Source organism: Halobacillus halophilus DSM 2266, from assembly GCF_000284515.1.
Classification (GTDB): Bacteria; Bacillota; Bacilli; order Bacillales; family Halobacillaceae; genus Halobacillus; species Halobacillus halophilus.
The window spans coordinates 3,680,252-3,706,629 of the sequence record NC_017668.1; the positions used below are offsets into that span (position 1 = coordinate 3,680,252).

Here is a 26,378-nt window from a genome sequence, read left to right on the forward strand (position 1 = left end):
CCAATGATTTACTTTTATTTTACCTTTCTCTGAACATAAGGAAAACTTTTAAGGCTTATATAACTCTCTTCTTAAGGCAAATTAATTTTGTTGCTTCATGCTCTAGCCAAGCTTATAAAAAGACCTGTAAGATTTTCTTACAGGTCTTTCAACTTATTTATTGTTTTTTTGGGGTGATAAAAACCATCCAAGAGCCGCTATTATGAGCAGAACAGAATAAAAGCTTATCTTCCAGAGTGCTGAATGAGTAAAATGTTCATCAATAATTTGAATATGAGGGTGCGCAAGGGTAGTAACAACTAATTTCACCCCCACCCAGCCTACGATAACAAATGCCGCTATTTCCAGACCAGGCCTTGAATGCAGCAGATTAACAAATATATTAGCTGCAAACCTCATAATTATAATCCCTATCATACCACCTGTAAGAATGACGGCAAACTGACCACCATCCAGACTTCCTACATCTGGAAGATCTGTCTCAGGCAGAACAACAGCAAGAGCAACAGCTGCTAATATAGAATCAACAGCAAAAGCAAGGTCAGCTAACTCAACTTTTAACACAGTTGCCCAAAAACCTTTGCCTTTTTCGGTTTCCTCATCCTGCTCTTCATCCTCCGGTTGATCTTCATCCCTGGAACGCCATTTATCCCATAAATGCTTCCCTGATATAAATAATAGATAGGTCGCTCCAATTGCTTGAACCTGCCATATATCTACCAAAAATGAAATAATGAATAAAGCGCCAAAACGGAGCAAGAAAGCACCAAATAACCCGTAGAATAAGGCTTTTTTACGCTTTTTCTCAGGCAGGTGTTTAACCATAATGGCTAGAACCAGTGCATTATCTGCAGCTAAAATACCTTCCAGTCCCACTAATACGATCAATACCCATCCATATTCAAGTAACAACTGTGCATCCATGCTTCTCTTCCCCTTCATTATACAAAATGATCTATCTTATGGGTAAAAACCACATCTCAGCGGGTAAAGGTATCGCAAGCAATGACTGTTGCCCGTAAATATGGGATCTATCCCAGAATAAGGACTTTATTGTTCATCTGTTCCTTTAATTAGCCTTCATCCTTGATTTATCAACTTCATGCCAACCGCTCTAATCGAAATCAAAAAATATGATTAATCCAAAAAATTGGAAGATTAATGGTCCTTTACGAATAAGAATTACCTTAACCCCATTAAACAAACGTTCAATTAACAGACAGAATGGATCAAAATCAGGATTTTTCTTCAAATAGCCGAGCAATTTCAACAATAACGTTCACGGCCTTTTCCATATGATCGAGAGAAATATATTCGTACTTGCCGTGGAAATTCTGTCCGCCCGTAAAGATGTTAGGTGTTGGAAGTCCCATGTACGACAGCTGGGAACCATCTGTTCCTCCTCGGATAGGTTTAATCAACGGTTTGATACCCAGATTATCCATCGCTTCTGAGGCAGTATCCACAATTTGTTTAACAGGTGTGATTTTGTCTCCCATATTATAGTATTGATCACTCATATCTATAGATATACGCTCTGACCCATACTTATCTTTCATCTCCTCTACTAAATGATCAAGGCTGTCCTTTTTCTTTTTGAATAAATCCTGATCGTGGTCACGTACTAAGTAAGTGAGCGCAGCATGTTCTACATCTCCATGAAAAGAATTCAAATGATAGAACCCTTCATAATTCTCAGTGTACTCAGGAGCTTCTTGTTTGGGGAGATTCTCTTGAAACTCAATAGCCAGTTTGACAGCATTGATCATTTTATCTTTTGCTGTACCAGGATGTACACTATTGCCGTAGAAGTCGATATTTGCAGTTGCCGCATTAAAACTTTCAAATTGCAGCTCTCCAAGAGGGCCTCCATCTACTGTATAAGCATAAGAAGCAGCAAATCTATCTATATTAAATTTATGAGGTCCACGGCCAATTTCTTCATCCGGTGTGAAAGCTACCCGGATTTTTCCATGCTTGATTTCGGGATGTCTAATCAAGTAATGTAATGCGGTCATAATTTCAGTGATGCCTGCTTTATTGTCAGCACCCAGCAATGTCGTTCCATCGGTAGTGATTAATGTTTGTCCTTTGTATCTGCTTAATTCAGGAAAATCCAAAGGAGAAAGGTTCACTTCTTCGTTTAGAGAGATGTCTCCTCCATCATAGGACTCGACTACCTGGGGCTTCACGTTTTCCCCTGTGAAGTCGACAGCTGTATCTATATGAGCAAGAAAACCGATAACCGGTACATCTTTCTCTGTATTAGCCGGAAGCGTCGCCATAACATAAGCATTCTCATCAATAGAAACTTCACTCATACCAATTTCCTCAAGCTCTTGTGCCAATTGACGGGCCAGGGTCCACTGCCCCTCCGTTGATGGCGTCTCTGCACTATTTTCATCTGATTGGGTATTTACCTTCACATAAGAACAGAATCGTTTTAAAATTTCATCTTTCATTTTTATCCTCCTTTGACATTCTATATAAACTCTATTCCATTATAAGTATAATTGGATAAATGATGTAAATGTATGACTATTATCCATTAGTTCTGGTATCCTTAACTAAACCTTTCTTTTTTTGTTTGGTTTTAATAAACGTTATCGTTCATTTCGTTATTTAACTATAGGGCCGTATACTTGAAGACTTGATTTCGAGATAACTTGGACCCGTTGCCTAAAATCGGGAGCTTATCTGAAAGAGTTAATATCAGCACTATGATTTAATAGAGCCTTTTATTTAAGAAGGGATAGACCCTTCCAGTAACGAATATTCATAAGAGCATTTAAATTTACATAAAGGTGTGTCGTCTTTGATCCATAAACGTTGGTTCCAAACCATTGTCGCAGGTATCTTAATTTCGCTTCTTATTCTTCTTCTTCATGAAATTCAGTTCTTTTTTGAACCCGTATTTACGTATATTGGGGCCATTGCGCTTCCTTTGATCGGCGGAGGGATTTTATTTTATATTTCAAGGCCTGTCCTGCATTTCCTTGAAAGATACAAGGTTCACAGGCTGATCGCCATTCTGATCATCTTCTTACTTTATATTTTACTAGGTTTTTTAATCGTTCAATTTATCGCTCCTATTGCTCAGCAGCAATTTACGAGATTGATCAATAACCTCCCAGGCATGATTGATATGTTCGGAGATACAATTAGTTACTGGCAGCAAAATCAGGATATCATACCAAGCCAGTTTGACAGTACAATTAACAATGTCGTGGAAAACCTTCAAAGCTATTTACAGGATGCTTCCAAAATTATTATTAATGTTATCAGTCAATTGATTGGATTTGTATTTGCCCTTGTACTTATTCCTTTCTTCCTGTTTTTTATGTTGAAGGACGGGGATAAGTTTGTTCCTTTTATTCAAAAATTTCTAAGTAAACGTGCAGCTAAAAGTTTTGGGAAATTAGCTCACTCGGTTGATCATACACTTAATGCTTTTATTCTTGGCCAGATGACTGTAAGTATTGTAGTGGGTCTATTGTTACTAGTCGGCTATTTAATTATTGACCTGGACTACTCTCTAACGCTTTCTTTATTCGCCATGCTTATGAACGTCATTCCTTTTGTAGGTCCTTTTCTGGCTGTCATCCCTGCGATGCTTGTAGGACTTCTTCAAGAACCAATCTTAGCCTTATGGGTAGCAATAATTATGGTCATTGCTCAACAATTGGAAGGAAATTTTGTCTCTCCTAACGTTATGGGGAAAGCTTTAAGTATTCACCCCTTAACCATCATTACGTTAATTCTCGCAGCTGGAAGTTTAGCAGGTTTTCTTGGCCTATTGTTTGCAATCCCTACCTACGCTGTCTTAAAAGCCATAACTACCCACTTTTACGAAGAATGGCTGGAGAGAAGAAAAGAAACACATGATTAGAAAAAATCCTATTACCCTCCCCCCCACACGTTAATTTAAGAAGTGGGGGTTTCTTATGAATTCTATAGAAAGTGAGGAAACCTTAATGCAGTCGGCGCTCCCCAAACTATGGACCTGGCCATTTATATTTTTAATACTTGGCAACTTATTTACATTTATGAGTTTTCAAATGCTATTGCCAAATTTACCACCTTACATAGAATCGATAGGCGGCAGCAGTCTGCAAATTGGTTTAATCACGACCATGTTTGCCTTTGCAGCTATCCTTATCCGCCCTTTCATTGGTCACCTGCTTATGACACGCGCAAGGAAAAAACTGGTTCTTATTGGCTCGATTTCTCTGCTGATTATGACGACATTGTATCCGATCACTCAGATAGTCGTTGTCCTTTTAATCATCCGTTTTATTCATGGTCTGGCATGGGGGTGGTCCACGACAGTTAACGGAACAGCAGCCGTAGATTTAATTCCCCGAAGACGTGTTGGTGAGGGAATGGGTTATTTTGGTTTGTCTGTTACGGTAGGAATGATCATGGCCCCAAGCTTAGGTATTTACCTTTATCAAAACTTTACTTTTCAGCTTCTCGTCTGGATTGCGGCAGCCTTAGGAGCTGTGGCACTTATCTTACTTTCCGTGACCAGCTTTGTAACCCCTGAAAGTGTCTACCAAAATCAGAAGCAGCCGCCTCCCTTCTCCTTTGTAGGTTCTTTAGTGGAAAGCAGAAGCCGCTACCCTGCCCTTGTAACCTTCCTGAATACTTTCGGCTACGGAGCAGTAGTTACTTATCTTGTTATTTTCGGCAATGAACAAGGGTTATCCGGAACCTTCCTGTTTTACTTTTTCAATGCGGTGCTGGCTACCATTTCCCGACCGATCACTGGAAAATATTTCGACCGCAAGGGACCCTGGAAGCTGATCATGGTATGTTCGGTCTTATCCTTTATTGCCATGTGGATTCTCTCCCTTGCCAGTACGAATGTTCACTTGATTATAGCAGGGGCGATCTTCGGCATTGGATTTGGCTCTATGATGCCCGCGCTTCAGGCCTGGGTTATCTCTAAGACCACTACGGAACGAAGCGGCATTGCCAATGGCATGTATTATTCCTGTATTGATCTTGGCATAGGGTCAAGCGCCCTTATCCTGGGTTTTATTTACCAATTTGTCGATACAGCCACGTTGTTTAAGCTTTCAAGCTTCTTGTTCATTATTGTGCTCATCCTTACTTATATGGACTATCGCAAACAGACGGATCCCTGGGAGCCGATACATTAAAAAACCATCATGTCCTCTGTAAGGACATGATGGTTTTTGCTTATAAACAATTATTCTCCAGCTGCTTCAATCTCTTCCTGAAGTTTATCCAGGATTTGTCCATCTACCGTAGAAACCTCGTTACGATAGTAGTCACGTACAGGCATCGCCTTACCTTTAAACATTTGACGCTGCTCATCCGTCAACTCAACAATCTCTGTTGGATTCTCTGTATCTTCTTTAATCGTTTGTAAATATTCTTCGTTTTGTTTCTTCTGCTCTTCAAATACCCACTCTTGCATTTCCTGAGTCGTTTCATCTACCATCGTTTTCATTTCATCATTCAAACCTTCATACCAATCGGTATTAACGGTCGTCATCGCCACGTAGTTGTTATGATTAGACAATGTCATATAGTCTTGTACCTCGTGGAAAGAAGCATCTCCAATAAAGAAGATCGGGTTCTCTTGTCCTTCTACTGTTCCGCGATCAAGCGCGGTGTATAATTCTGACCAGCTCATTGGAGTAGGTTCCGCTCCATAAGCTTTATAAGACTCCAGAATTAAAGGAGAGGTCTGCGTACGCATTTTGAAATTCTCGAAATCCGCCGGCTCTGTGATTTCTTTACTGGATGTCCATTGCATCGCACCTTCTGTCCAGAAAGATAGCGGTGAAATACTATGCTCTTCATACTTTTCACGTAGATCTGTGTTTAAAGCTTCACTATCGTTCAAAATTTGCTGTGTTTTCTCAACACTGTCTGGAAACAAGAAATGCAAAGCAAAGATCTGTCCTTCTTTTACCATATTACCAGTAAAACCTGGGGACATAACCGCCATTTCAACTGTTCCACTTTGCAACTGCTCTACCTGGTCGGTTTCACTTCCTAGTCCTCCAAATTCATAAACCTCGATGTTTACAGCCCCATCAGACTTCTCATTCATACGTTTAGCAAATTCTTCTGCATATTCATATTGAACTTGTCCATCTACTTCTTCAGTAACGAACTTCCAATTGTAAGTCTGTCCTTCTCCGCCGCTGGCATTGTCTCCGCCATCGCCGTTGCCGCCACAGGCAGCTAACAAGATACCTAATACAAACATCATGGCTAATCCAACCATACGTTTCTTTTTAATAATGATAATGACCTCCCAATTTTTTATATAAACTCCCTCTTCTTGTTAAATCAATAGAAGGGAAAGCTCCTCGAAGAATATGAGTAAAAATGAAATAACTACCATCATAATGATATAGGGCGGAGTGCCCTTAATCACTTCCAGGTAAGGCTTATTAAATACGGCGCTCGCCGTAAATATATCCACTCCAAACGGTGGGGTAGCCGAGCCTAACGCAGCCTGGAAGGTAATGACGACTCCCAAGTGAATAGGATCGATTCCGGCATCCATCGCTGCCGGGTAAAAGATTGGAGTTAATACCAGGATCACAACAATCGGATCGACAAACATACATCCGATAAAGAAAAAGACCGTGACCATAAGTAATACAAAAATCGCACTAGGCTCTGTTCCAAGAACTGTTTCTGTGATCATCTGTGGTATGCGGGCGAAAGAGATCACCCACGTGAATGCCTGTCCGCCTGCTACTAGCACGAATACGGCAGAAGTAACCAATCCTGTAGATCGGGCAATTTTCGGTAATTCTTTAATATGAATGGAACGGTAAATGAGCACTTCCAAGACAAAAGCATAAAGAACTGACATTCCGGCGGCCTCAGTCGGACTGAAGAGCCCCGTATAAATACCGCCAATGATGATAATTGGAAACCCTAGCGGCAAAAGAGCCTTACGGGTCAATCGCCAGCGTTCACTCCAGGAAACTTTATTTGCCAAAGGAATATCAGCTACCTTGGCGTAAATGATACTGTAAATCGAAAAACTTAAAAATACGATAATACCAGGAATAATACCTGCAATGAACAAGTCACCTACAGATGTACCGGACACAAGACCGTAGATGATCATGCCAATACTCGGTGGAACGAGCAATGCAACATCACTGGAATTAATGATTAATGCCATCGCTGTTGGATCCTTGTAACCGATTTTCAAAAGACGTTCGCGCATCGGTTTACCAATCGCTACAACCGTAGCCTGTGTTGATCCCGAGATAGCACCGAATAACGTACAGGCTGCAGCTGTTGTAACGGCATATCCACCGCGAATATGACCGATAAATGAGCCAATGAAATCAAGCAGCCGGTTTGACGTTTTCCCTGTCGTCATAATATCCGCCGCAAAAATGAATAGCGGAACCGCTAGAAGGACATACGGTTCAATTCCTGTAGAAAATTGCTGCATTAAAATCATAGGATCCAAGTTGGGAAAATAAATGAACAGTACAATTAATGGAGCCGCCATAAGCGGAATCATCATTGGAAAATTCAATAATAAAAGGACCACCATGATCGTTAGTAGTGTGGCAACCATATCGTTATCCTTTCTTCTGCTGTATTTTATTTATAAGTGTGTACCTTCATGGATTTCTTCTTTCTCTTGATCATTGTAGTCTTTCGCGTCTGTGCCAAGGTACACCTCATCCCGGTGCTTAATATTTATCCACATATTTCTAAGGAATTGTATTCCGCCCAGTAAGAAACCGATTGGAATGAAAATGTATAAATAGTAAGAGGGCATCTGAAGCGCCGAAGTAACCCTCCCTGACTCATATACATCGTAAACGTAAAGAGCTGAAAAGTAAGTAAGTACAAATAATACAATCGCTGTAACCAGCGGTATAAATATCGCTAAAATTTTCCTGACCTTAAAAGGTGCCAGATCATAGAAGGCAGACATGCTGATATGTCTTCCTTTCCGGGCCGCATAACTGATCCCCATAAATGTAGCGACTACAATCGCGATTTGACTAACTTCATCTGCAAAAGGTGGGGTGTAAGTGAAGAGCGCTCGGCTTAAAGCCTTGCCTACTACCATTAAGGCAATGATGATGATCGCATAACTGAGAATGAATTCTTCAACTTTAAGTATAAATTTGTCGACGATCTTTAATGGATTCAACTCATTTAGCCTCCTAAATTGGCGATAAGTGAGGTTTTTGAAGCTCACTTACTAAACATCATACCGAACATATGGGGAACACTCAAATTAATTCATACAGAATTTTTTGTATATTTTGTTCAAATTTAATAATGTAATGAACTTGTAATCAAATTTCTTGTATATCATCTTTTTTGCTTTCTATAGATAGTATTTTCTCCAGATTTAGTCTTTTTATTTTCATTTACTAGTCAATAAAGTGATACACAATTGAATTACCTATCCATTCATAACCAATCTTTTTATAAATAGAGTTTGATGAATGGTTATCAAGGTCCGTATATAGAGAACAAAACTCGTATCCCTGGTCCAATAACTTCTTTGTAAGTGTCCATACAGCCTGCGTTGCATATCCTCTTCTTTTAAATTCATCGGGTGTAAATACGGCATTAATTGTAGCCCCGTTTGGGGTCACGCGAGCTCTGGAAACCATAGAGACAGCCTCTCCATTAACTATCCAAAGGTGCATTCGCCGCGTGCGAATCATTTCCTCTGCAATTTCAGCAGTTCGCTCTTTTATCGTCCCTTCATTGGTTTCTTCTCCGAACCACGTTAACCATTTCTTAATGAGATCAAAGTCGGACTCCTCAGCTTCGATTAGTTCCCCCTCCTTCATATGAATGGGCTGCAATTTATTCAAACGGTAGATTCCCTGGCGCATATGTATGATAGGATTTTTCCCAGTGATGGTGACCCACTCATCAATAAAATGCTGAACCGCTTCCCCTTCCCCAAGAATTCCGGGTACTTCGTATTGATTTTCAAACAAGTAACGAGCTAAACTCTTAATATGGATGGAAGTAACGGCTGGAATGGACGGTAAAATCCAAAGATGGGGCGGGGTTCTCATCGTCATAAATACTGGACGCCCTTCTTCTTCAATTTTAATTAACAAAGAATCTTCATTTGAAGATGATTCCTGTATCCGCTTTAAAATTCCTAGCGGCAGGTTATTTTCAGCTTCTCTTTGTAAGAGAAGGTCTTGAATAGATAACGTAAATGCCTCTACATTCTGTTCCTGAATGATTTTCATTTTGCTCCCCGCCTTCTGCTATATTTTTGCTTCTGTATGATAAAATTAGACAAATTAGAAAATTAATACTATTATACTTTCTTGAGAAGTCTTCTACAATAGAAGAAAGGAGAGAAAAATCATGAATAAGAAGGAAATTCAGGATCAAATCGCCTTTTTAAAAGCTGATTATATAAGAATCCAAGGAGATTTAGACAAGCTGGAAGCGAACGGAGCTAATGTGGAAAATGCTGAAGCTCAATTAGAACGTATGGAAAAAGAGTTGAAGGATTTGAAGGGGCAGTTGGCTGAAGCTAACGCTTAAACTAAATAGAACTTACCGCATAGGAAGGTAAAATAAGAGAAAGGACCGCTCAAACAGCGGTCCTTTCTCTTATTTTTTCTGCTTTTTATTTCCATTTTCTTTTCTCTGTTCTTCAAGTTTCTCTTGTATTTTTTCAAATTCTTTACTAGGAGGAGTTAATGCCACAACTACATCTCCATTTTCAGCTCTATTTTCCACCTCTGGACTAAAGAATTCAATCTTCCCTGAAGGTTTTTTAATAAACAGGATGACCGCTTCGCTATCGATATTATTCAAGTAATTTTCATATTTATACTGTTCCGTTATATTTGTTTTTCGGAATACATAACCACTTTCAACCATGATGTTCAATTCCTCCCAGGAGGCTCCTTCTTTAAAAAGAACTCTTCCCCCAATTGTATGAACAAGATTTTCCAGGTTATCCCCTTCACGGTCACTCAAGCTCAGCTGATACAGATTATTTCGACCGAACTCCGGAACAAATGTGGTACATACAAGCGCATTATAGGAATCCAGCTCCGTCGCAGCTATAAGGTACTCATATGGCGTCATATCCAGATAGTACTCCGTTTGTTCCGATAAAATCTCTCCATGATAAGATTTTATCCCTGCGGCTCTAGTACGCGACAATCGTTCCCAGGAGGAGTCTGCAATAAGAACGGGAACTTTCAAATCCTCCAGTGTCTTAGCCATGCCTGTTGCAAATTGACTTCCTCCGGAAATAAGCACTCCAGGCGGTCCTTCCATGGAGAGCCCCAGCTTCTTAGAGAGCCATCCAATCGTAAACCCATGTGCTACAACCGTAGTAAATACAAGGGCAAATGTGAGGGAAATGAGTATTGAAGCATCCTCAAAACCCGATTCCAAAAGGATACTCGCGAAGTAACTGGCTACAGTTAAAGCAACTATGCCGCGCGGAGCTATCCAGCCGACGAGTAATTTTTCTGATTTCGACAGATCGGTTCCCATGGTGGACAGAAAGATGGATAAAGGACGAACAATAAACAGCATGAGTAAAACAAAACCGATAATTTGCACATTAAAGATTTCAACTAAAGTCTCCTGAGTCAGAGAAGCTGTCAACATAACGAATATCGTTGATATCAGCAGCAAGGAAATATTTTCTTTGAAATGCCTCATATCCGCTATAGACGAAATATGCATATTAGCCAATGTCATTCCCATTGCTGTGACAGAGAGAAGACCTGTTTCATGAGTGATTTCATCAGCGATGGTAAAACAAGCAATGACAACGGTAAAGACCACAGGTGACTTTAAAAACTCTGGTACATATCCGGTTTCAAACATCCAACCTACTCCCTTGCCGCATGCCCAACCTAAAATCACAGCAAATAGGGAAGCCAAAAAGAATAGAAGAAGTTCAGAAGGATTGACGTTTGTTCCCATAATAAACTCGATAATTTCAAAAGCAAAAACAGCTAGCAGCGCTCCAATTGGATCGACTATAATACCTTCCCACTTCAGTATTTTAGCAGGTCTGGGTTTTAATTTAGCCTGCCTTAATAAAGGAAGAATAACAGTTGGACCCGTAACAATAAACAGACCGCCAATCACAAAAGCCACTGCCCATGAAAGCCCGGCGACGTAGTGAGCAGCCAGTGCGCCCAGAATCCAGCTTATAAAAGCTCCAAACGTAACAATACGAAAAACAGGCCGTCCGAGTCCTCGTACTTCTTTCATATCTAAATTTAAGCTGCCTTCAAATAGTATGACGGCAACAGCTAAAGAAATAATGGGTTTAAATAGTTCTCCAAAGTCCTGCTCTGGATTCATTAAACCGAAGACCGGTCCTACTAAGAGACCTACGATCGACATCACCACGATTGCCGGTAGACGAAAACGCCAGGCTATCCACTGTGATCCAACCCCAAGACTTCCGATTAACATAAATTGTAACAATAGTGAATCAATCATTAACGTGTCCCTCATCTCCAGTATGTTTATACACATCGCGTTATGATATAGCCATATTCTATATCCAGATCTTAGTTCTGTAAACTAAATTGGCCTTTTAGAACTCTGTCCGATAAACACAATCTTTCATTAGAAAACCTACTGTTTATTATTTAGACCTGCGTACTACTGGTGTTGATTTTAAAGTTTAGCTCCCATTACTTGAAGACTCAGTTTCGAGATAGTTGGGGTCCGTTGCCAAGAAAGGATGAGGGCGGCTACAGAAACAACTCGCTTTCCTGCGGCCCTACAAGACGTAGGGTCGATCGACGTTGCCACAGGACGTGGCGACTTTAGTCGATCCTCCTTTTACCAGAAGCCTCCTCAGTCGTTAACACTCCTTGTGGGGTCTCGCCTAGCTCCTTCTCCCGTTCTTACACTCAGGATAGGTGTATCATAAACCAATGCCTAAACGGCGTGGAGTGCTATCCAGCTCCAGCACCTAGCGTCTAGTGAGACTTCCCTCACTTCTGTACGATAAGGCAACATCGAATCGCTCCGCTCTTCGTGTTTTCTTTATCTCCGCCAGCTCAGTCCAGTCCATACGACGCTGACCAAGGTGCTTCCGCTTTTAACCTGGGAGTCTCGTCGTTTCCTCCGCCACCCCAACGATATAGTGAACGGACCCTGCTATAGAAGACAGGAGCCAAGCTGTATCTGCCTCAAATGCTTCTATAACAGGGTTCCTACACGTAAACAAAACAGTAAAAATCAAGGTAGAGTATAGATGATCCTTGTTCATTGGAAGGTGTATATGCAGAGAACTTCGAGCTCTCAATGATCGCAAAGCGGCGGAAGGGAACGGCGAAGACTCCTGCGGGATGAACATGATCGGTAAGATCCCGGAAGGCGAAGCCTGAGGAAGCTTACCACATGCCCACGGAAAGCGAAATCGTCCCCCGTAGGACCTTCACGTCAAACCAATATCTCGAAACTGAGTCTTCAACTAACTGGCTCGTTAGTTTAATAAAACTCTTATGAAGTTTTACACCAATATTTAGCAGCGTCATTATTTAAATTAAAAGTATTGACATAATTTTTTGACATTGATAGTATTACGGCGTTGTATAAGAATTCGATTATTTGATCTTCCTATACCTTAGTATGATCTCAGGCGCTCATTCTTGGTTAGGAAGGTCTTTTTTACGCACAATATAGAACAGACATCTTAGGAGGACCATATTTATGAGAGCTAGAGATACAGTATTCATTGGCTTTACCCTGTTTGCCTTATTTTTTGGCGCCGGTAATCTTATATACCCTATATCCCTGGGCATTGAAGCAGGCACTTCCTATCTTCCGGCTATAGCAGGCTTTGTACTTACGGGAGTAGGCTTGCCTATTATAACGGTTGCAGCCATTTCATATTTTAGAAATGGCGCTACTGAACTTGCAGGAAGGGTCCACCCTTTATTCGGCCTATTGTTCACCTCCATGGTATATTTAGTAATCGGCCCTTTCTTTGCAATTCCAAGAGCTGCGAACGTTGCTTTTGAGACTGGAGTGGTCCCATTTGTGAGCGGTGGCTCTTTCATGCTACTGATATTCTCTATTCTATTCTTTGCTATTGTGTATTTAGTCAGTCTAAATCCCTCTAAGCTTGTTGATCGAATAGGACAAATCTTAACTCCAGCTTTGTTTCTAGCCATTTTAGGATTGGTTGTAGGGAGCTTCTTCTTATTGGACGGATCGGTTCAGCCTGCTGGAGAAAAGTATTCATCCCAGCCGTTTTTCTCAGGTTTTGTTGAAGGATATTTAACTATGGATGCTATTGCCTCACTTGCATTTGGTCTTATCGTGGTAACATCTTTCCGCGATCGCGGGGTAACAGACCAGAAAGAACTGACTATGCGCACGTTAAAGGCTGGGTTAGTTACGGCTGTCGGTCTTGCTAGTGTATATGTAGGAATCGGATGGATTGGTACAAAAATGGCTACAGAAGGCACGTATGACAATGGAAGTGCCATATTATCGGGTGCAGCCGAAATTATGTATGGGTCCGCTGGCACGATTCTACTTGGTGTCATTGTAAGCCTTGCCTGCTTTACTACCTGCGTAGGACTTACCGTTGCCTGCGGTCAATTTTTCTCTAAACGTATAACGGCATTATCTTATAAACAGGTAATCCTTATTGTGACATTGATCAGCTTTGGTATTTCCAATATCGGGCTTAGTCAAATCATTTCTTACTCAGTACCGGTTCTTGTATTTGTATATCCTATTACGATTGTGCTTGTAGCTTTAACTTTCGCAGGAGGGTTCTTTAATCACTCCACTTATGTGTACAGAGGGGCTATTATATTTACTTCATTTATTAGCCTTTACGATGGTCTTGCCGCTTTTGGGGCTGATGTTTCTGCTTTTAAGCCTTTGGTCCAGAACCTTCCTCTTTCAGAGCTTAACTTAAGTTGGGTTCTTCCAGCGCTTATTGGAGGTGCAATTGGGGGACTGGTTCACTATGCTAAACGAGACCCTTTACCTTCTAAAAACTATCAAAACTAATGATAAAAATCACCCTTCTTTATTATAGAAGGGTGATTTTTGTGCTTTTATTGATCAACCAGTGTGACACTGACTTTTACGTCAAGGTTTTGACCGCCTCCACGATAAACTCCTTGAAGAGGACTCACATCTGCATAGTCCCGGCCGCTTCCTATGCGAATGTGCTCTTCCAGGGCTTCTACATTATTTGTAGGATCTAAGCCGACCCAGCCGACTCCCGGTATCATAACTTCTACCCAGGCGTGAGTAGCAGCGTCTCCAATTAAGGCTGAACCTTCACCAACATATAAATATCCACTTACATAACGAGCAGGAATACCTTTGTCTCTTAGTACAGCGATCATAACGTGTGCGTAATCCTGACATACCCCTGCCTTCAAAGGCCAAGATTCATATGCTTTGGTATTCACCTGGGTTACGGTACCGTCATAGACAATGGATTGATGGATAAAGGCCATGAGATCAAGGGAGAATTGAATCGGATCAGAGGAATCTCCTACAACTTCTTCAATTTCCTTAATTTGTTCTTTGTACATAAACGTATATGGCGTTTCATTTAGAAAAGCAAGGTAATGACTGCGAAATAAATCGGAATGAAAAATGGTGCGCATCTCATCAGAAAAGTGGATCATCTTAATAAGGGGACTCTTTTGAATACTGACTGTTGATTGGGTTTTGACAGTTAAATGCTGGTGCTTTTCCGGAATAAAAAAAGTTTCTACATGATTTCCCCAGTAATCAACATGTTCCTTCATCACCGAATTTGGGAGCACTTCTGAACGATAAGCAGATAGCCGCTGACATTCATCCGTTGTGGGCTTTAACCGTATATGATTCATACTTTGATCTACAAAATTTTCATAATAGAACGTGTTAATATGTTCGATTTCATACTTCATGAACTTTCCTCCTGCTAATTATAACCTACCTCACATGCACGGGCTCAATCAGATAATAAGTTTCAGAGAACATCTGGCTGACAGTAAGACAACGATCCTGAAAATGATCGAGAAAACTCATCAGTTCCTCCATATCCATATGCTCAATATCCGCTTCCTTTATTTCTTCCTGTATCGTTTCAAGCATTTGGAATAGATCTTTTGAATAATGAGAGATCTTCCCACCTTCAAGACGTTGAACAGCTTCCATCACGTGATCCATACAATAGCGAATGGACCTTGGAAACGATCTTTCCTTGATCATAAAGTCAAGCACATGCCTCGACTCCATCGTAGGCGGATGTTCTTTAATGTACGCATCATATCCACGCAGGAATTGAAGGGCTGTCAGCCAATAATAATAATTATTCGTGCCATAGCTTGCTTCTTTCATGTTTTTTTCACAGATGACATTTAAGACACGTGCTGTTTTATCAGCCCGCTCGATCCATTTTCCGACTTTTATAAATGTATAAGGAATTCCTCGGCTCATTGTTGATTCAATAATTCCTTGTGCCGTCATTGAAGTGGTTTTTACCTTTTTCAGGTAATCCTGAGTATGCTGTCTTGTATTTGGAAGCTCCTGCCAATCTTTCTGGGCTAAATGAAATTCATTGAGAACCTCCCATAAATCGTCAGGAATGATATCCCTTGTAGCCCTCGCATTTTCCCTCGCATAATTCATGCTGTTCATAAGGGAGTTTGAATTGATTGGACTAATGGTCAAATACTGGATAATCGTTTCCCGGTCAATACGTTCGTAACGATCCATATAATCAAGCTTAGCAGCACAAATATCCAGCACTTCACCCCAATCACGGTCCATGACCTCTTGATCTGATGCCTCCAGCATATGGATCAGCTGTACACTAAGCACTCGTGAGTTGTTTTCTGCCCGTTCAATATTGCGAGCCATCCAATATAAGGAGTCTGCTACACGACTAAGCATGCGTCTCTCCTCCTTCCGACAAAATCCAAGTGTCTTTTCCTCCGCCGCCCTGTGAAGAGTTGACGACTAACGACCCCTCTTTAAGAGCTACTCTTGATAAACCACCAGGAATGACATGAGTGTAATTACCAGTCATTACAAACACGCGCAAATCTACATGACAAGGATAAAAACGCCCTTCCTGATAAGCAGGAGCTCTTGAGAGTTTGATCGTCGGCTGAGCTATATATTGATGAGGAGACTCAATTATTTTCCTTCTAAATTCGTTTTGTTCCTCTTCTTCTGATTGTGGACCAATTAACATATCATATCCACCCGAAGCTCCTACATTTTTTATAACTAATTGATCAATGTTTTCAAGAACATATTCTAGTTTTTCAGGGTCACTTAGGAAGTATGTTTCTACATTAGGAATTATAGGTTCTTCGTCTAAGTAAAAACGGATCATATCAGGAACATAGACATAAATAGCCTTATCATCCGCGACGCCATTCCCTATTCCATTCAGGATCGAAACATTCCCTTTTTTATAGGCCCTGAGTAAACCGGAGACCCCTAAAGCTGAATCCGGGCGAAACGCCTCGGGATCAAGGAAATCATCATCAATTCGTCTGTAAATAATATCTACTCTCTTTAAGCCGCGTATGGTCTTCATATAAACAACGTCATCTTTTACAATTAAATCTCTTCCTTCTACAAGCTCAATACCCATTTGCTGCGCCAAAAATACGTGATCATAATAGGCTGAGTTATAAATTCCCGGGGTCAGTAATACTGCCGTAGGGGTAGAATGGGGCTCTGCATTTGGCGGGGTGTGGCTTATAACTGCTTTGTGAAGTTCAGAAACCTGATGTTCAAGGGTTTCAATTGAATGTTCAAAAAATAATTCCGGGTACACTTGTCTCATCACGTATCGATTTTGAAAAACATAAGACATCCCTGAAGGATTTCGCAGGTTATCCTCTAGAACCCGGTAATCCCCGTTTTCATCCTTAATTAAGTCTACCCCTGCAAGAAACACGTGATTATTTAAAGGGACGTTTACTCCCCCGATTTGTTTATTGTAATAATAAGGATTGTTCTCAATTAGATCTCTAGGTATTATACCTGCTTCTATAATTTTTTGATCGTGGTAAATGTCTTCTAAAAACAAATTGAGGGCTTTTATTCGCTGCTTCATTCCTTCTTCTACCTTATTCCATTGAGGTTCAGGAATAATAATAGGCACAAAATCGAACGGCATCGTTCGTTCCGTACCTCCTGTATGGTTATAAACGGTAAATGTAATTCCTTGTCTCAAGAAGTTTAACTGAGCCGTTTCATGTTTCTCACGTAGCTCCTTCTCAGAAAAACTTTCCATTAACTGGTAGAAGGATCTATAATGACGTTTAGGATTCCCGTTGTCCTCCATCATTTCGTCATAAAATGCTCCAGTCTTATAATGATTTAGCAAAAACCTCTCCTCCATTCTGACGATATGTTTACTACTTACCCTAAGTTTACCGCAACTACACAAAAATTGTAAGAAAATTTAAACAAAAAACCGTCTCCCTCTATCATAATAGATAGAGAGAGACGGCATATACAGCTGAAACTATTCCATAGAAATGACTATTTTTCCTTTAGCGTGATGACTTTCACTGGCCTCGTGTGCTTTTCGAATTCCTTCTTCACTAAGCTTATAACGATTTCCTATGACCGAGGTTAACTGGCCTTCTTCCATCATTTCTGCCAGTTTAGAAAGGCGCTCACCGTTTGGTTCCAGCCAGACAAATCCTGCTTTAACTCCGTGCTGCTTGGCTTTTTCTTCATCTGGAGGCTGAACAATTGATGCTAAGCGTCCGCCTTCTTTCAGAATACTGAAGCTTTTCTCCTGATTTTCTCCTCCTAACGTGTCCAGTACGATGTCTATTTCACTGAGCACCTCAGAGAAATCTTCTTGTTTGTAGTTAATAAAACGATCGACACCAAGTTCTTCTACCCAGGCCTGATTTTTGCCACTGGCCGTAGTCGCTACATAAGCACCCATTTGCTTAGCAAGCTGGATAGCGTAATGGCCTACACCGCCGGAACCTGCATGTATAAGAACCCAGTCTCCTTCTTTAATCTGGGCAAAGTCCACGAGACACTGCCAGGCTGTCATACCGGCAAGAGGTACTGCTGCCGCTTCCTCAAAAGGAATATTCTCAGGAATGCGGGCAAGTTGTTCCTCATCAATTACCGCGTACTCAGCATAAGTGCCTAATCGCGTAGTAGCTGGACGTGCAAAAACTCGTTCCCCTACTTTAAACTGATCGACATCTTGACCGACTTCCTTAATTACCCCGGCTGCATCCCAGCCTAGAATAATTGGAAAATCAAAATCCAGCATCTCTTTCAAATAACCCTCTCTTACTTTCCAATCGATCGGGTTAATTGAAGTTGCTTTCATTTCCACTAAAACCTGACCCGCTTCCGGTTCAGGGGTATCGACTTGTTTCTCTATTAATTGATCTTTACCGCCATATTGTTCAATTACAATAGCTTTCATTAAGTTACACTCCTTATTTATGAAGGGTTACACACCCCTTTGTTTTCCCCTATAATAAATTGTAAAACGTGATAAGATGAGGAAGGGTTCCAGTACTCATAACCTCAGAATTTTCATAGAAATTACACCTCTCTATTTTTCACATAAAAGGATGATCATAATGATGCAGCAGGCTGAGGAAATTTTACAAAAATACTATGGCTATTCTTCTTTTCGGAAAGGACAGAAAGAAGCGATCAGTCATGTACTCCATGACCGTAATACATTGGCTGTCATGCCTACAGGTGGAGGTAAATCGTTATGCTATCAAATTCCAGGCTTAAGTCTTGAGGGCACAGCTATTATTATCTCTCCGCTTATTTCCTTAATGAAAGATCAGGTTGATGCTCTGAATTCCTATGGAATTGCCGCAACTTATATTAATAGCTCTCTTACAGCAGGTGAGCAAAGGCAGCGTCTTCACGATTTAAGACAAGGGCGTTATAAGTTTGTGTATGTTGCTCCTGAACGATTTGATTCCCCTCAGTTTTTGTCAACGATTCAGAGTATTCCCTTATCTCTCATTGCCTTTGATGAAGCCCACTGTATTTCGCAGTGGGGGCATGATTTCAGACCCAGTTATCGTTCCATCGTACCCACCCTGTACCAGATCACTAATTTACCTGTTTTAATGGCGCTCACCGCTACGGCTACCCAAGAGGTAATTCGGGATATTAAACATCTGATTGATGTACCAGATGAATCGATCGTCAACACGGGGTTTGCGAGGGATAATTTATCATTCCGCATTATAAAAGGCCGGGATAAAAGGGATTTTGTAGAAGAATATTTAAAAACCCGCCCTAATGAATCCGGCATTATCTACACCGCTACTAGAAAAGATGCGGACAGTTTACAGCACTACTTATCTAAGAAAGGCTTCTCAGCCGGGAAATATCATGCAGGGATGACAGAAAACCAGAGGAAGCAGGCTCAAGTGGATTTTGTCCAGGATGAAATCACTACAATAATTGCAACCAACGCTTTCGGTATGGGGATCGATAAATCCAACGTGCGATATGTGATCCATTATTCAATGCCTATGAATATCGAATCCTATTACCAGGAAGCTGGACGTGCGGGACGGGACGGTGAACCTGGTGACTGTGCTCTTTTATTTTCCAGTCAGGATATTAATCTCCAGCGTTTTTTAATTGACCAGTCCCCTTCAGAAGAAAAAAAGAAAGAGGAATATGCCAAGCTTCAGGCTATGATTAACTATTGTCATACCCATACTTGTCTGCAGCAGTATATTCTCGATTATTTCGAAGACCCATTTTCTTCAGAACCTTGTGGTAAATGTTCGAACTGTACACTCGTAGGTGAAGTTCAGGACATGACCCTTGAAGCCCAGATGGTTTTATCCTGCGTTAAAAGAATGGGAGAACGCTTCGGTGCAGGTTTAACTGCTAAAGTACTGAAAGGGTCTTCCGATCAGAAAGTAAAACAGTTCAAGTTTAACACCCTCTCCACATATGGCATTATGTCCAGCTATACGGAGAAAGAACTGACACGCTTTATTCATTTTCTGACGGCAGAAGGATATCTCACTCCTGGACAAGGTCGTTATCCTGCTCTACAGCTGACAGATGAATCCGTCGCTGTCCTTAAAGGGGATCAACCAGTGGAAATGCTCGTGGAGTCCACTACTGCTAAACACGAAAGCAACTACAATGCAGACTATTTTGAAGAGCTGCGGCAAATCAGGAAATCAATTGCAGATGAAGCTGGACTTCCACCATATGTTATATTTTCTGATGCGACACTTAAAGAATTCACCATTTATTTGCCTGAAAATAAAAACGAGATGTTAGCTATTAAGGGAGTCGGAGAACGAAAGTTTGAGCAATACGGAGAAACGTTTTTGGAGACCATTCGCCCATGGGCAAGGGAAACGGATGCTAAGCCCGTTCCTGACAAAAGCTCTTCTGTCTCCATTAGAAAAAAAGAAGCGAATGATGAACGTCCAAGTTATCAGGTTACATTTGAGATGTGGAAAGAAGAAAGCAAAGAAATCGGAGAAATTGCAAAAGAACGCGGTTTAAGTTCGCAAACGATAGAAAACCACTTGTTCCGAAGTGCTCATGAGGGGCTGGAGCTGAATTGGGATCGCTGGTTTAACGAAGAGCAAGAGAAGAACATTCTTCAAAAACTTGAAGAAATGGAAGAAAGAAAATTAAAGCCATTGAAAGAGGCTTTGCCCGAAGATTATACGTATTCCATGATTAAAGCGGTACTGAACAAGCATGAACTTATGAAGTAATTCATTTTATTCCACGGAGGGATAGTATGACAAAACCTAAAATAACATTAGAGACGGCAGCAAAGCTCGATCAAAAAGATGTCCTTCATAACTTTAAAAAGGAATTCTACACAGATGATAATCGCTTCTATATGGATGGTAATTCCTTAGGTTTGCTCTCCAAAAGAGCAGAGCAATCTTTACTTTCTTCTCTTGAAGATTGGAAGACCCATGCGATTGGAGGATGGACAGATGGAAAAGAACCCTGGTTTTATATGTCAGAAAAATTTGGTGCTAAAACGGCTCCACTGCTGGGGGCGAAGCCTGAAGAGGTCATCAGCACTGGTTCTATAACCTCCAATCTTCATCAACTGCTGTCTACATTCTACCGTCCAGAAGGGCAGCGAACGAAAATTCTGGCTGACGAACTGAATTTTCCATCTGATATCTATGCTTTAAAAAGTCAACTGGAACTCCACGGGATGGATCCAGATGAACATCTCATTCAAGTAAAGAGTGATAATGGGGCTACGTTGTCAGAAGAGGATATTATCAAGGAAATGAGAAGCGATATTGCTCTCCTTCTCCTCCCTTCCGTTCTTTATCGCAGCGGGCAGCTTCTGGATATTGAAAAGATTACAAAGGCAGCCCATGAGCAAGGAATTATGGTGGGCTTTGATTTAGCCCACTCTATAGGTGCTCTTCCCCATAATCTTGATGATTGGGGCGTCGACTTTGCAGTCTGGTGCACCTATAAATATTTGAACAGTGGGCCAGGCGGTGTTGGAGGTTTGTATGTAAATGAAAAGCACCTGGGAAGTAAACCTGGCCTAGCCGGGTGGTTCAGCTCAAAGAAAGACAAGCAGTTTGACATGGCGCATGACTTAAACCATGCTGAAACAGCAGGTGCCTACCAAATGGGGACCCCGCACATTTTGAGTTCCGCTCCTCTTCTGGGTTCCTTAGATCTCTTTCAAGAGGCCGACATCAAAAATGTACGCTGCAAATCGCTGCAAATGACCCGGTTAATGCTTGACCTGGTTTATCAGGAGCTCGACGGATTAGGCTTTCAGATCATCACCCCATTGGAGGATGAGCGCCGCGGAGGACACATTAGTCTTGTACATTCAGAAGCAGCAAGCATTTGCAAAGCTCTTAAAAAAGAAAATGTCGTGCCTGACTTCAGGGCTCCGGATGTGATCCGGCTTGCTCCTGTCGCACTTTATACCACTTATAAAGAAGTCTATGAAGTAATGATGATCTTAAAGGAAATTATGGTTAACGAGACCTATAAGAAGTACAAAAATGAACGAGATATAATTGCTTAAGGAGGATTTCATGAAACTCATTGATATAACCATGTCACTGCACAACGAAACACCAGCCTGGCCCGGTGATGAACCTTTCCACTATGAACGCACGATGACAATGGAGCAAACGGGTTCAGTTAACATCGGACAATTTAAAGCGAGCAATCACACAGGCACACATGTGGATGCCCCTTTCCACTACGATGAAGATGGACTTAAAATAGCGGACCTACCACCTGAACGTTTTATCGGTGATGCACTAGTCGTAAATATGGAAGGGAAAACCATCATTCAAGCAGACGATCTTCGTGCTTTTGAATACACAGGTGTAACGAAGCTTCTATTCCGTACAACAAGCTGGAACGATCGGAACGAATTTCCTGATCATTATACCGTTATAAGCAGCGATGCAGCTGAATTTTTACATTCTCAAGGTATCGATCTCATTGGAATAGATACACCATCGGTGGACCCTGTAGAGAGTAAAGACCTTGCGGCTCATCACTCCTTATATAAGCATGACATTTTGATTTTAGAAGGCTTGGAACTCGATCATGCAGCACCAGGTGTTTATGAATTAATGGCTTTTCCTTTAAAAATGGAAGTAGCTGATGGCAGCCCAGTACGAGCAATCTTACGGCAAAAATAAAACTCGAGCGCATATGAAGACCATATGCGCTCGAGTTTTTCTTATTTTTTCAATAAATTTTGTTCTTTTGCCATTTGCTTAGCCACTTTAGGTGCCAGCCAAATCATTGGCAGTAAGAGAAGCGAAACTGGAACAGCTGTCACAACGATAAAGTTCTGAAGCTGTGTGATTCCGCTATCCCCTGTAATCAGAAGAATAACAGCTACTGAGCCCATTAATACAGCCCAGAATATACGAACCCAGCTTTGTGGATTGCCTTCACCGGTTACGGCCATAGCAATCGTGTAAGACATGGAGTCACTCGTCGTAACAACAAATAGAATCGTTAAGATTAAAAATAACGGTGAAATTACGCTGGCAAGCGGGAACTGTTCTGTAATGGCGAACATGGCTGCCGGGTTCCCTGCTGCATTAAGAGCGTCCGATACAGAGCCAGGATTGTTTAGTTCAAAGAATATTCCGGATCCGCCTAATACGGTGAACCAGAATGTTGAAATGACTGGCGCAAATACGGAAACCGCAATAATAATATCACGAATTGTCCGGCCTCTTGATATACGGCTGACAAGAATAGCCATCATTGGTCCGTACCCAATAAACCAGCCCCAGAAGAAAACTGTCCATCCGGATAACCATCCTGCGTCCCCGCGGAAGGTACTCATCGGAATAAACTGATCAATATAAGTTCCGAAACCTGAGATAAAGTGATTAAAGATAAATCCTCCAGGTCCAAAGATCACGATAAACACCATTAAACCAATCGCTAATCGAACATTAAAACTACTTAGATACTGAATCCCTTTATAAAGCCCTGTTACTGCAGAAATGGTAGAGATTATTACCACAGCAAAAATAATAGTGAACTGAGTGCTGAACTGATTAGGAATACCGAATATTTCCTGTAGTCCATAACTTGCCTGAAGACCAAGAAAACCTATTGGTCCAATGGTACCTGCGGCCACAGCAATAACCGAGAACGCATCAATTAATGTTCCGAACCAGCTATGGCGGATCTTTTCACCAAAAATCGGATACAAGAGAGTACGTGGTTTCATCGGCATGCCTTTATGATAATGACCATACATCATGACAACGGCACTTATTGTACCGAGGATTGCCCACGCCAAGAAGCCCCAATGCATAAAGCTTTGAGCAAGCGCAGGGTTAATAGCTGCCTGCGTTCCCGCTTCAATTCCTGATTGATAAGGTGGAACGGTGAGGAAGTGATACATAGGTTCAGCAGCTGCCCAGAATACTCCTCCGCCCGCAAGAAGGGTTGCCATAATAATGGACAACCACTTGTAAAGACCAATTTCCGGCTTATCCATATTCCCCATTTTGATATTTCCATATTTAGAGAAACCTAACCCAATACCCACGAAGAACGTTGCAAGCATAAGAACCTGCCAAAACGCTCCGAAATATTTCGCTGACCAGGCAAAGCTTTCGTTAACAATTGTTTCTATTAAATTAATATCAATAAGTGCTACGACCACAAAGAGTACTAAAATTCCTCCACTGATTCCGAAGACCGGCCAATCAATTTGACCTGTTTGTTTGTTATTCATTGATGAACTCCTTTATAGTATGATGGATGCTTTTTAACACAATTAAATACTCTAACACTATCCTTATTATGGTGTAAAGTTTAAACTTTTAGCCGTATGATTGTATGGTTGGAGTTCTAAACACAAATTGACCACGACAGTGTTGTCGTGGTCAATGCTTATTCTGCTTCATCGTACTCTATATTTTTGTCCTTATGACGCTTTTGACATTCTTTACAAAGCTTAACTTCGGCTTCTTTCTTCGAAGTTAATAATTTACCGCAATTGCTGCATTTCCCAAACTCATTAGGGTTTGCTTGGAAACCTGGAAGTTCGTTTTCTGGTCCTGGCATTCTCACCACTCCTCTCAGTAAATTTGTAGATATTTTTTCATTCCCATAATTCACTTTCTTCAATCATCTTGTAAGTTCCTTGGCTGCCATTAACCCGGAAAGGGTTACTCCAAGGGTCCCAGCACCTGGGAAAACGGTATCTCCACATTGGTAAATACCTTTAATCCCTGTACGAATGGAATAGCTTCGGATCCAACTGTACTTACCGGTAGGTGCATATCCCCCTACTTTCCCTTGATCTCTGCGCAGCCACTTCTGAAAAGTAACCGGTGAACCGGGTAAAACAAGATCCAGACGATCTTCAAATCCAGGAAAATAATGATTTACTGTATCTATCAATCGTTGATTCATCCGCTTTTTTGCCGCCTCATAATCTTCACTCTCCCACCACTGAGATACGTTTGTATGGGTAGAGATCGTCAATGAGCGCATGCCTGCAGGCGCCATTTGATCATCAGAGGGATCTGAAAGGGATAGTAAGAACTGCCCTCCATCATGCAAATCATCAGGATGATTCGGATCGATAAATTGGTGGTAAAGTACATCGGTATTATTAAAAACCTCTTCGTGAACGCCCGCGTGAATAATGAATGCTCCCCAAGCTTCTCTTGACTTTTCTTTTTCCGGCTTAATATAGGATTGGTTTCTTAATTCTTCTGACAATGTATCATGTAAATTATGAACAGAATTATTTAAAATGACATAATCTGATTCAAACACCTTGCTTCGTTTAGAATGCAAATGATAGCCTGCACCCTTCTTTTCCACTACATGGACGGGGTGGCGTAAAAATACCTCATTTCCACTCTCTTTAATATACTTCGATAATTGTTCAGCTACAGAAGCCAATCCTCCATGCACAGCAAATGCTCCTTTATGAAACGTTTGCAAAGCCGTAAATCCTAGAAAAGCTGGACACCTTTCTACACTTGTTTGTACACTGTCCATTAATTCTCCATTTAAAAAGATCTGAAACAGTCGATTTTGGTGAAGATTATATTTTTTCAATCGATCATAGACGGTCTGGTTCATGTAAGGAAGTAATTGAATGGAGTTGCGACTGATCATGGGAGTTAATCGGATCCAGTCACTCAAGGTTTTCGGTGGAAAAACGGGAAGCTTCTCAACCATAGCATCTACCATTTCTCCCACGCGAAAAACTTCATCATAGAAAGCTTGAATCCTGGAGGCATCTTCAGGAAAATGATGTTCAATTTCGTTATACCATTGTGCTTTCTTACTATAATAATGGATAGTTCGATCAGGCATATGGATATCCATGATTGGGTTCAATAATGTCATGGAAGGTTTATCCAAACCAAGAGATGTATACAGACGGTCGAAAACACCGCCTGGCTCAAAACCCATCCCCACAGTTGCTCCTGACTGAAATCGATAACCCTGGCGCTCATATTTACCTGCACTGCCGCCTAACTCATTAGAGGCTTCCAGTACAGCTACACTCATTCCTTTTCGAGTCAACTCTGCTGCTGCTGCGAGTCCTCCAAAACCTGCCCCTACTATACATACATCATACTTCATTGGCATCGCCTTCCTTTGGTTTACTCTTTCCCTCTCTTTATTCATTTTAAATGAGTATGAGCCTATTGAAGATTCATCGGGATTCTACCTTCCAGAAAAGAGGTATTTATTTACCTTCTCCTCTCACAAAACTTATAAAAAGCCCCCAAGTCATAAAAATAATCAAGTTATTTCGCTATAGGGCCGGATTGTGGAAGACTCAGTTTCGAGATAATTTGGATCCGTTATGTTGTATGGAGAAGGGCGGG

At 41.2% G+C, this 26,378-nt stretch carries 21 protein-coding genes; 7 read left to right on the forward strand and 14 right to left on the reverse strand.

The window, feature by feature from the left end; translation table 11 throughout:
• Positions 1–153: 153 nt before the first annotated feature.
• Both HBHAL_RS18145 and pepT read right to left on the reverse strand, forming a co-directional pair.
• Positions 154–924, reverse strand: a complete 771-nt coding sequence (locus HBHAL_RS18145) for a TerC family protein (protein ID WP_014644968.1) — start codon at positions 922–924, stop codon at positions 154–156.
• A 311-nt stretch (positions 925–1,235) separates the two neighbouring features.
• Positions 1,236–2,462, reverse strand: coding sequence for a peptidase T (gene pepT, locus HBHAL_RS18150; RefSeq protein ID WP_014644970.1), 1,227 nt, complete (start codon positions 2,460–2,462; stop codon positions 1,236–1,238).
• Between the two features lie 353 nt (positions 2,463–2,815).
• On the opposite strand from pepT, the gene HBHAL_RS18155 reads away from it, so the two are divergent.
• Both HBHAL_RS18155 and HBHAL_RS18160 read left to right on the forward strand, forming a co-directional pair.
• Complete coding sequence (locus tag HBHAL_RS18155; RefSeq protein ID WP_014644971.1) at positions 2,816–3,889, forward strand: AI-2E family transporter; 1,074 nt, start codon at positions 2,816–2,818, stop codon at positions 3,887–3,889.
• 55 nt (positions 3,890–3,944) lie between these two features.
• Positions 3,945–5,165, forward strand: coding sequence for an MFS transporter (locus HBHAL_RS18160; RefSeq protein ID WP_014644972.1), 1,221 nt, complete (start codon positions 3,945–3,947; stop codon positions 5,163–5,165).
• 50 nt (positions 5,166–5,215) lie between these two features.
• On the opposite strand, the gene HBHAL_RS18165 is transcribed toward HBHAL_RS18160, so the two are convergent.
• The 4 genes from HBHAL_RS18165 to HBHAL_RS18180 form a co-directional block, all read right to left on the reverse strand.
• Positions 5,216–6,265: a DctP family TRAP transporter solute-binding subunit gene (locus HBHAL_RS18165; RefSeq protein ID WP_014644973.1), complete on the reverse strand. Its 1,050-nt coding sequence runs from the start codon at positions 6,263–6,265 to the stop codon at positions 5,216–5,218.
• Between the two features lie 60 nt (positions 6,266–6,325).
• On the reverse strand, positions 6,326–7,591 hold the full coding sequence (locus HBHAL_RS18170; protein ID WP_014644974.1) for a TRAP transporter large permease: 1,266 nt from the start codon (positions 7,589–7,591) through the stop codon (positions 6,326–6,328).
• A 30-nt stretch (positions 7,592–7,621) separates the two neighbouring features.
• A complete protein-coding gene (locus tag HBHAL_RS18175; protein ID WP_014644975.1) occupies positions 7,622–8,179 on the reverse strand; it encodes a TRAP transporter small permease in 558 nt (185 codons plus the stop codon).
• Positions 8,180–8,405: 226 nt separating this feature from the next.
• A complete protein-coding gene (locus HBHAL_RS18180) occupies positions 8,406–9,251 on the reverse strand; it encodes a GNAT family N-acetyltransferase (protein ID WP_014644976.1) in 846 nt (281 codons plus the stop codon).
• Between the two features lie 121 nt (positions 9,252–9,372).
• Between HBHAL_RS18180 and HBHAL_RS18185 the strand changes: the two genes are divergently transcribed.
• A complete protein-coding gene (locus tag HBHAL_RS18185) occupies positions 9,373–9,555 on the forward strand; it encodes an SE1832 family protein (RefSeq protein ID WP_014644977.1) in 183 nt (60 codons plus the stop codon).
• Positions 9,556–9,624: 69 nt separating this feature from the next.
• On the opposite strand, the gene HBHAL_RS18190 is transcribed toward HBHAL_RS18185, so the two are convergent.
• The gene (locus HBHAL_RS18190) at positions 9,625–11,490 is read right to left on the reverse strand and encodes a cation:proton antiporter (protein WP_014644978.1); all 1,866 of its coding nucleotides are present in this window, start codon (positions 11,488–11,490) and stop codon (positions 9,625–9,627) included.
• A 1,224-nt stretch (positions 11,491–12,714) separates the two neighbouring features.
• Between HBHAL_RS18190 and brnQ the strand changes: the two genes are divergently transcribed.
• Positions 12,715–14,031 carry a branched-chain amino acid transport system II carrier protein gene (brnQ, locus tag HBHAL_RS18195; RefSeq protein WP_014644979.1) on the forward strand — a complete coding sequence of 439 codons (1,317 nt, stop codon included), beginning with the start codon at positions 12,715–12,717 and terminating at the stop codon, positions 14,029–14,031.
• A 47-nt stretch (positions 14,032–14,078) separates the two neighbouring features.
• Here the strand turns inward: brnQ and HBHAL_RS18200 are convergent, their stop codons facing one another.
• From HBHAL_RS18200 to HBHAL_RS18215, 4 genes are all read right to left on the reverse strand, one after another.
• Positions 14,079–14,930, reverse strand: a complete 852-nt coding sequence (locus tag HBHAL_RS18200; protein WP_014644980.1) for a transglutaminase family protein — start codon at positions 14,928–14,930, stop codon at positions 14,079–14,081.
• Positions 14,931–14,955: 25 nt separating this feature from the next.
• Positions 14,956–15,918 carry an alpha-E domain-containing protein gene (locus HBHAL_RS18205; protein ID WP_014644981.1) on the reverse strand — a complete coding sequence of 321 codons (963 nt, stop codon included), beginning with the start codon at positions 15,916–15,918 and terminating at the stop codon, positions 14,956–14,958.
• Positions 15,911–17,371, reverse strand: coding sequence for a circularly permuted type 2 ATP-grasp protein (locus HBHAL_RS18210; protein WP_014644982.1), 1,461 nt, complete (start codon positions 17,369–17,371; stop codon positions 15,911–15,913). The genes HBHAL_RS18205 and HBHAL_RS18210 overlap by 8 nt, the downstream gene beginning before the upstream one ends.
• Positions 17,372–17,512: 141 nt before the next feature.
• Entirely contained in the window at positions 17,513–18,448 is a 936-nt protein-coding gene (locus tag HBHAL_RS18215) for an NADP-dependent oxidoreductase (protein ID WP_014644983.1), read from the reverse strand.
• Positions 18,449–18,608: 160 nt separating this feature from the next.
• On the opposite strand from HBHAL_RS18215, the gene recQ reads away from it, so the two are divergent.
• Genes recQ through kynB form a run of 3 tightly spaced genes read left to right on the forward strand, consistent with a single transcriptional unit; the run spans position 18,609 to position 22,688 of the window.
• Positions 18,609–20,750 (forward strand): DNA helicase RecQ, encoded by a 2,142-nt coding sequence (gene recQ, locus HBHAL_RS18220; RefSeq protein ID WP_014644984.1) that lies wholly within the window; start codon positions 18,609–18,611, stop codon positions 20,748–20,750.
• Positions 20,751–20,776: 26 nt separating this feature from the next.
• Entirely contained in the window at positions 20,777–22,057 is a 1,281-nt protein-coding gene (gene kynU / locus HBHAL_RS18225) for a kynureninase (protein WP_014644985.1), read from the forward strand.
• A 10-nt stretch (positions 22,058–22,067) separates the two neighbouring features.
• Positions 22,068–22,688: an arylformamidase gene (gene kynB / locus HBHAL_RS18230; protein ID WP_014644986.1), complete on the forward strand. Its 621-nt coding sequence runs from the start codon at positions 22,068–22,070 to the stop codon at positions 22,686–22,688.
• Between the two features lie 41 nt (positions 22,689–22,729).
• Here kynB and HBHAL_RS18235 read toward each other — a convergent pair whose 3' ends face one another.
• The 3 genes from HBHAL_RS18235 to HBHAL_RS18240 all read right to left on the reverse strand — a co-directional run bounded on the left by HBHAL_RS18235 (position 22,730) and on the right by HBHAL_RS18240 (position 26,136).
• Positions 22,730–24,256: a BCCT family transporter gene (locus HBHAL_RS18235; protein WP_014644987.1), complete on the reverse strand. Its 1,527-nt coding sequence runs from the start codon at positions 24,254–24,256 to the stop codon at positions 22,730–22,732.
• A 158-nt stretch (positions 24,257–24,414) separates the two neighbouring features.
• Positions 24,415–24,588, reverse strand: coding sequence for a hypothetical protein (locus tag HBHAL_RS21770; RefSeq protein ID WP_173380438.1), 174 nt, complete (start codon positions 24,586–24,588; stop codon positions 24,415–24,417).
• Between the two features lie 63 nt (positions 24,589–24,651).
• Positions 24,652–26,136: a phytoene desaturase family protein gene (locus HBHAL_RS18240; protein WP_014644989.1), complete on the reverse strand. Its 1,485-nt coding sequence runs from the start codon at positions 26,134–26,136 to the stop codon at positions 24,652–24,654.
• Between the last annotated feature and the right edge of the window lie 242 nt (positions 26,137–26,378).

Excerpts from the sequence above, each read along its gene's own strand:
- HBHAL_RS18235 (WP_014644987.1), bottom strand. The coding sequence starts at position 24,256 with ATGAATAACAAACAAACAGGTCAAATTGATTGGCCGGTCTTCGGAATC.
- HBHAL_RS18180 (WP_014644976.1), bottom strand. The coding sequence starts at position 9,251 with ATGAAAATCATTCAGGAACAGAATGTAGAGGCATTTACGTTATCTATT.
- HBHAL_RS18170 (WP_014644974.1), bottom strand. The coding sequence starts at position 7,591 with ATGGTTGCCACACTACTAACGATCATGGTGGTCCTTTTATTATTGAAT.
- HBHAL_RS18205 (WP_014644981.1), bottom strand. The coding sequence starts at position 15,918 with ATGCTTAGTCGTGTAGCAGACTCCTTATATTGGATGGCTCGCAATATT.
- HBHAL_RS18160 (WP_014644972.1), top strand. The coding sequence starts at position 3,945 with ATGAATTCTATAGAAAGTGAGGAAACCTTAATGCAGTCGGCGCTCCCC.
- HBHAL_RS18185 (WP_014644977.1), top strand. The coding sequence starts at position 9,373 with ATGAATAAGAAGGAAATTCAGGATCAAATCGCCTTTTTAAAAGCTGAT.
- HBHAL_RS18165 (WP_014644973.1), bottom strand. The coding sequence starts at position 6,265 with ATGGTTGGATTAGCCATGATGTTTGTATTAGGTATCTTGTTAGCTGCC.
- HBHAL_RS18215 (WP_014644983.1), bottom strand. The coding sequence starts at position 18,448 with ATGAAAGCTATTGTAATTGAACAATATGGCGGTAAAGATCAATTAATA.
- HBHAL_RS18190 (WP_014644978.1), bottom strand. The coding sequence starts at position 11,490 with ATGATTGATTCACTATTGTTACAATTTATGTTAATCGGAAGTCTTGGG.
- pepT (WP_014644970.1), bottom strand. The coding sequence starts at position 2,462 with ATGAAAGATGAAATTTTAAAACGATTCTGTTCTTATGTGAAGGTAAAT.
- recQ (WP_014644984.1), top strand. The coding sequence starts at position 18,609 with ATGATGCAGCAGGCTGAGGAAATTTTACAAAAATACTATGGCTATTCT.
- HBHAL_RS18240 (WP_014644989.1), bottom strand. The coding sequence starts at position 26,136 with ATGCCAATGAAGTATGATGTATGTATAGTAGGGGCAGGTTTTGGAGGA.
- HBHAL_RS18145 (WP_014644968.1), bottom strand. The coding sequence starts at position 924 with ATGGATGCACAGTTGTTACTTGAATATGGATGGGTATTGATCGTATTA.
- HBHAL_RS18200 (WP_014644980.1), bottom strand. The coding sequence starts at position 14,930 with ATGAAGTATGAAATCGAACATATTAACACGTTCTATTATGAAAATTTT.
- brnQ (WP_014644979.1), top strand. The coding sequence starts at position 12,715 with ATGAGAGCTAGAGATACAGTATTCATTGGCTTTACCCTGTTTGCCTTA.
- HBHAL_RS21770 (WP_173380438.1), bottom strand. The coding sequence starts at position 24,588 with ATGCCAGGACCAGAAAACGAACTTCCAGGTTTCCAAGCAAACCCTAAT.
- kynU (WP_014644985.1), top strand. The coding sequence starts at position 20,777 with ATGACAAAACCTAAAATAACATTAGAGACGGCAGCAAAGCTCGATCAA.
- kynB (WP_014644986.1), top strand. The coding sequence starts at position 22,068 with ATGAAACTCATTGATATAACCATGTCACTGCACAACGAAACACCAGCC.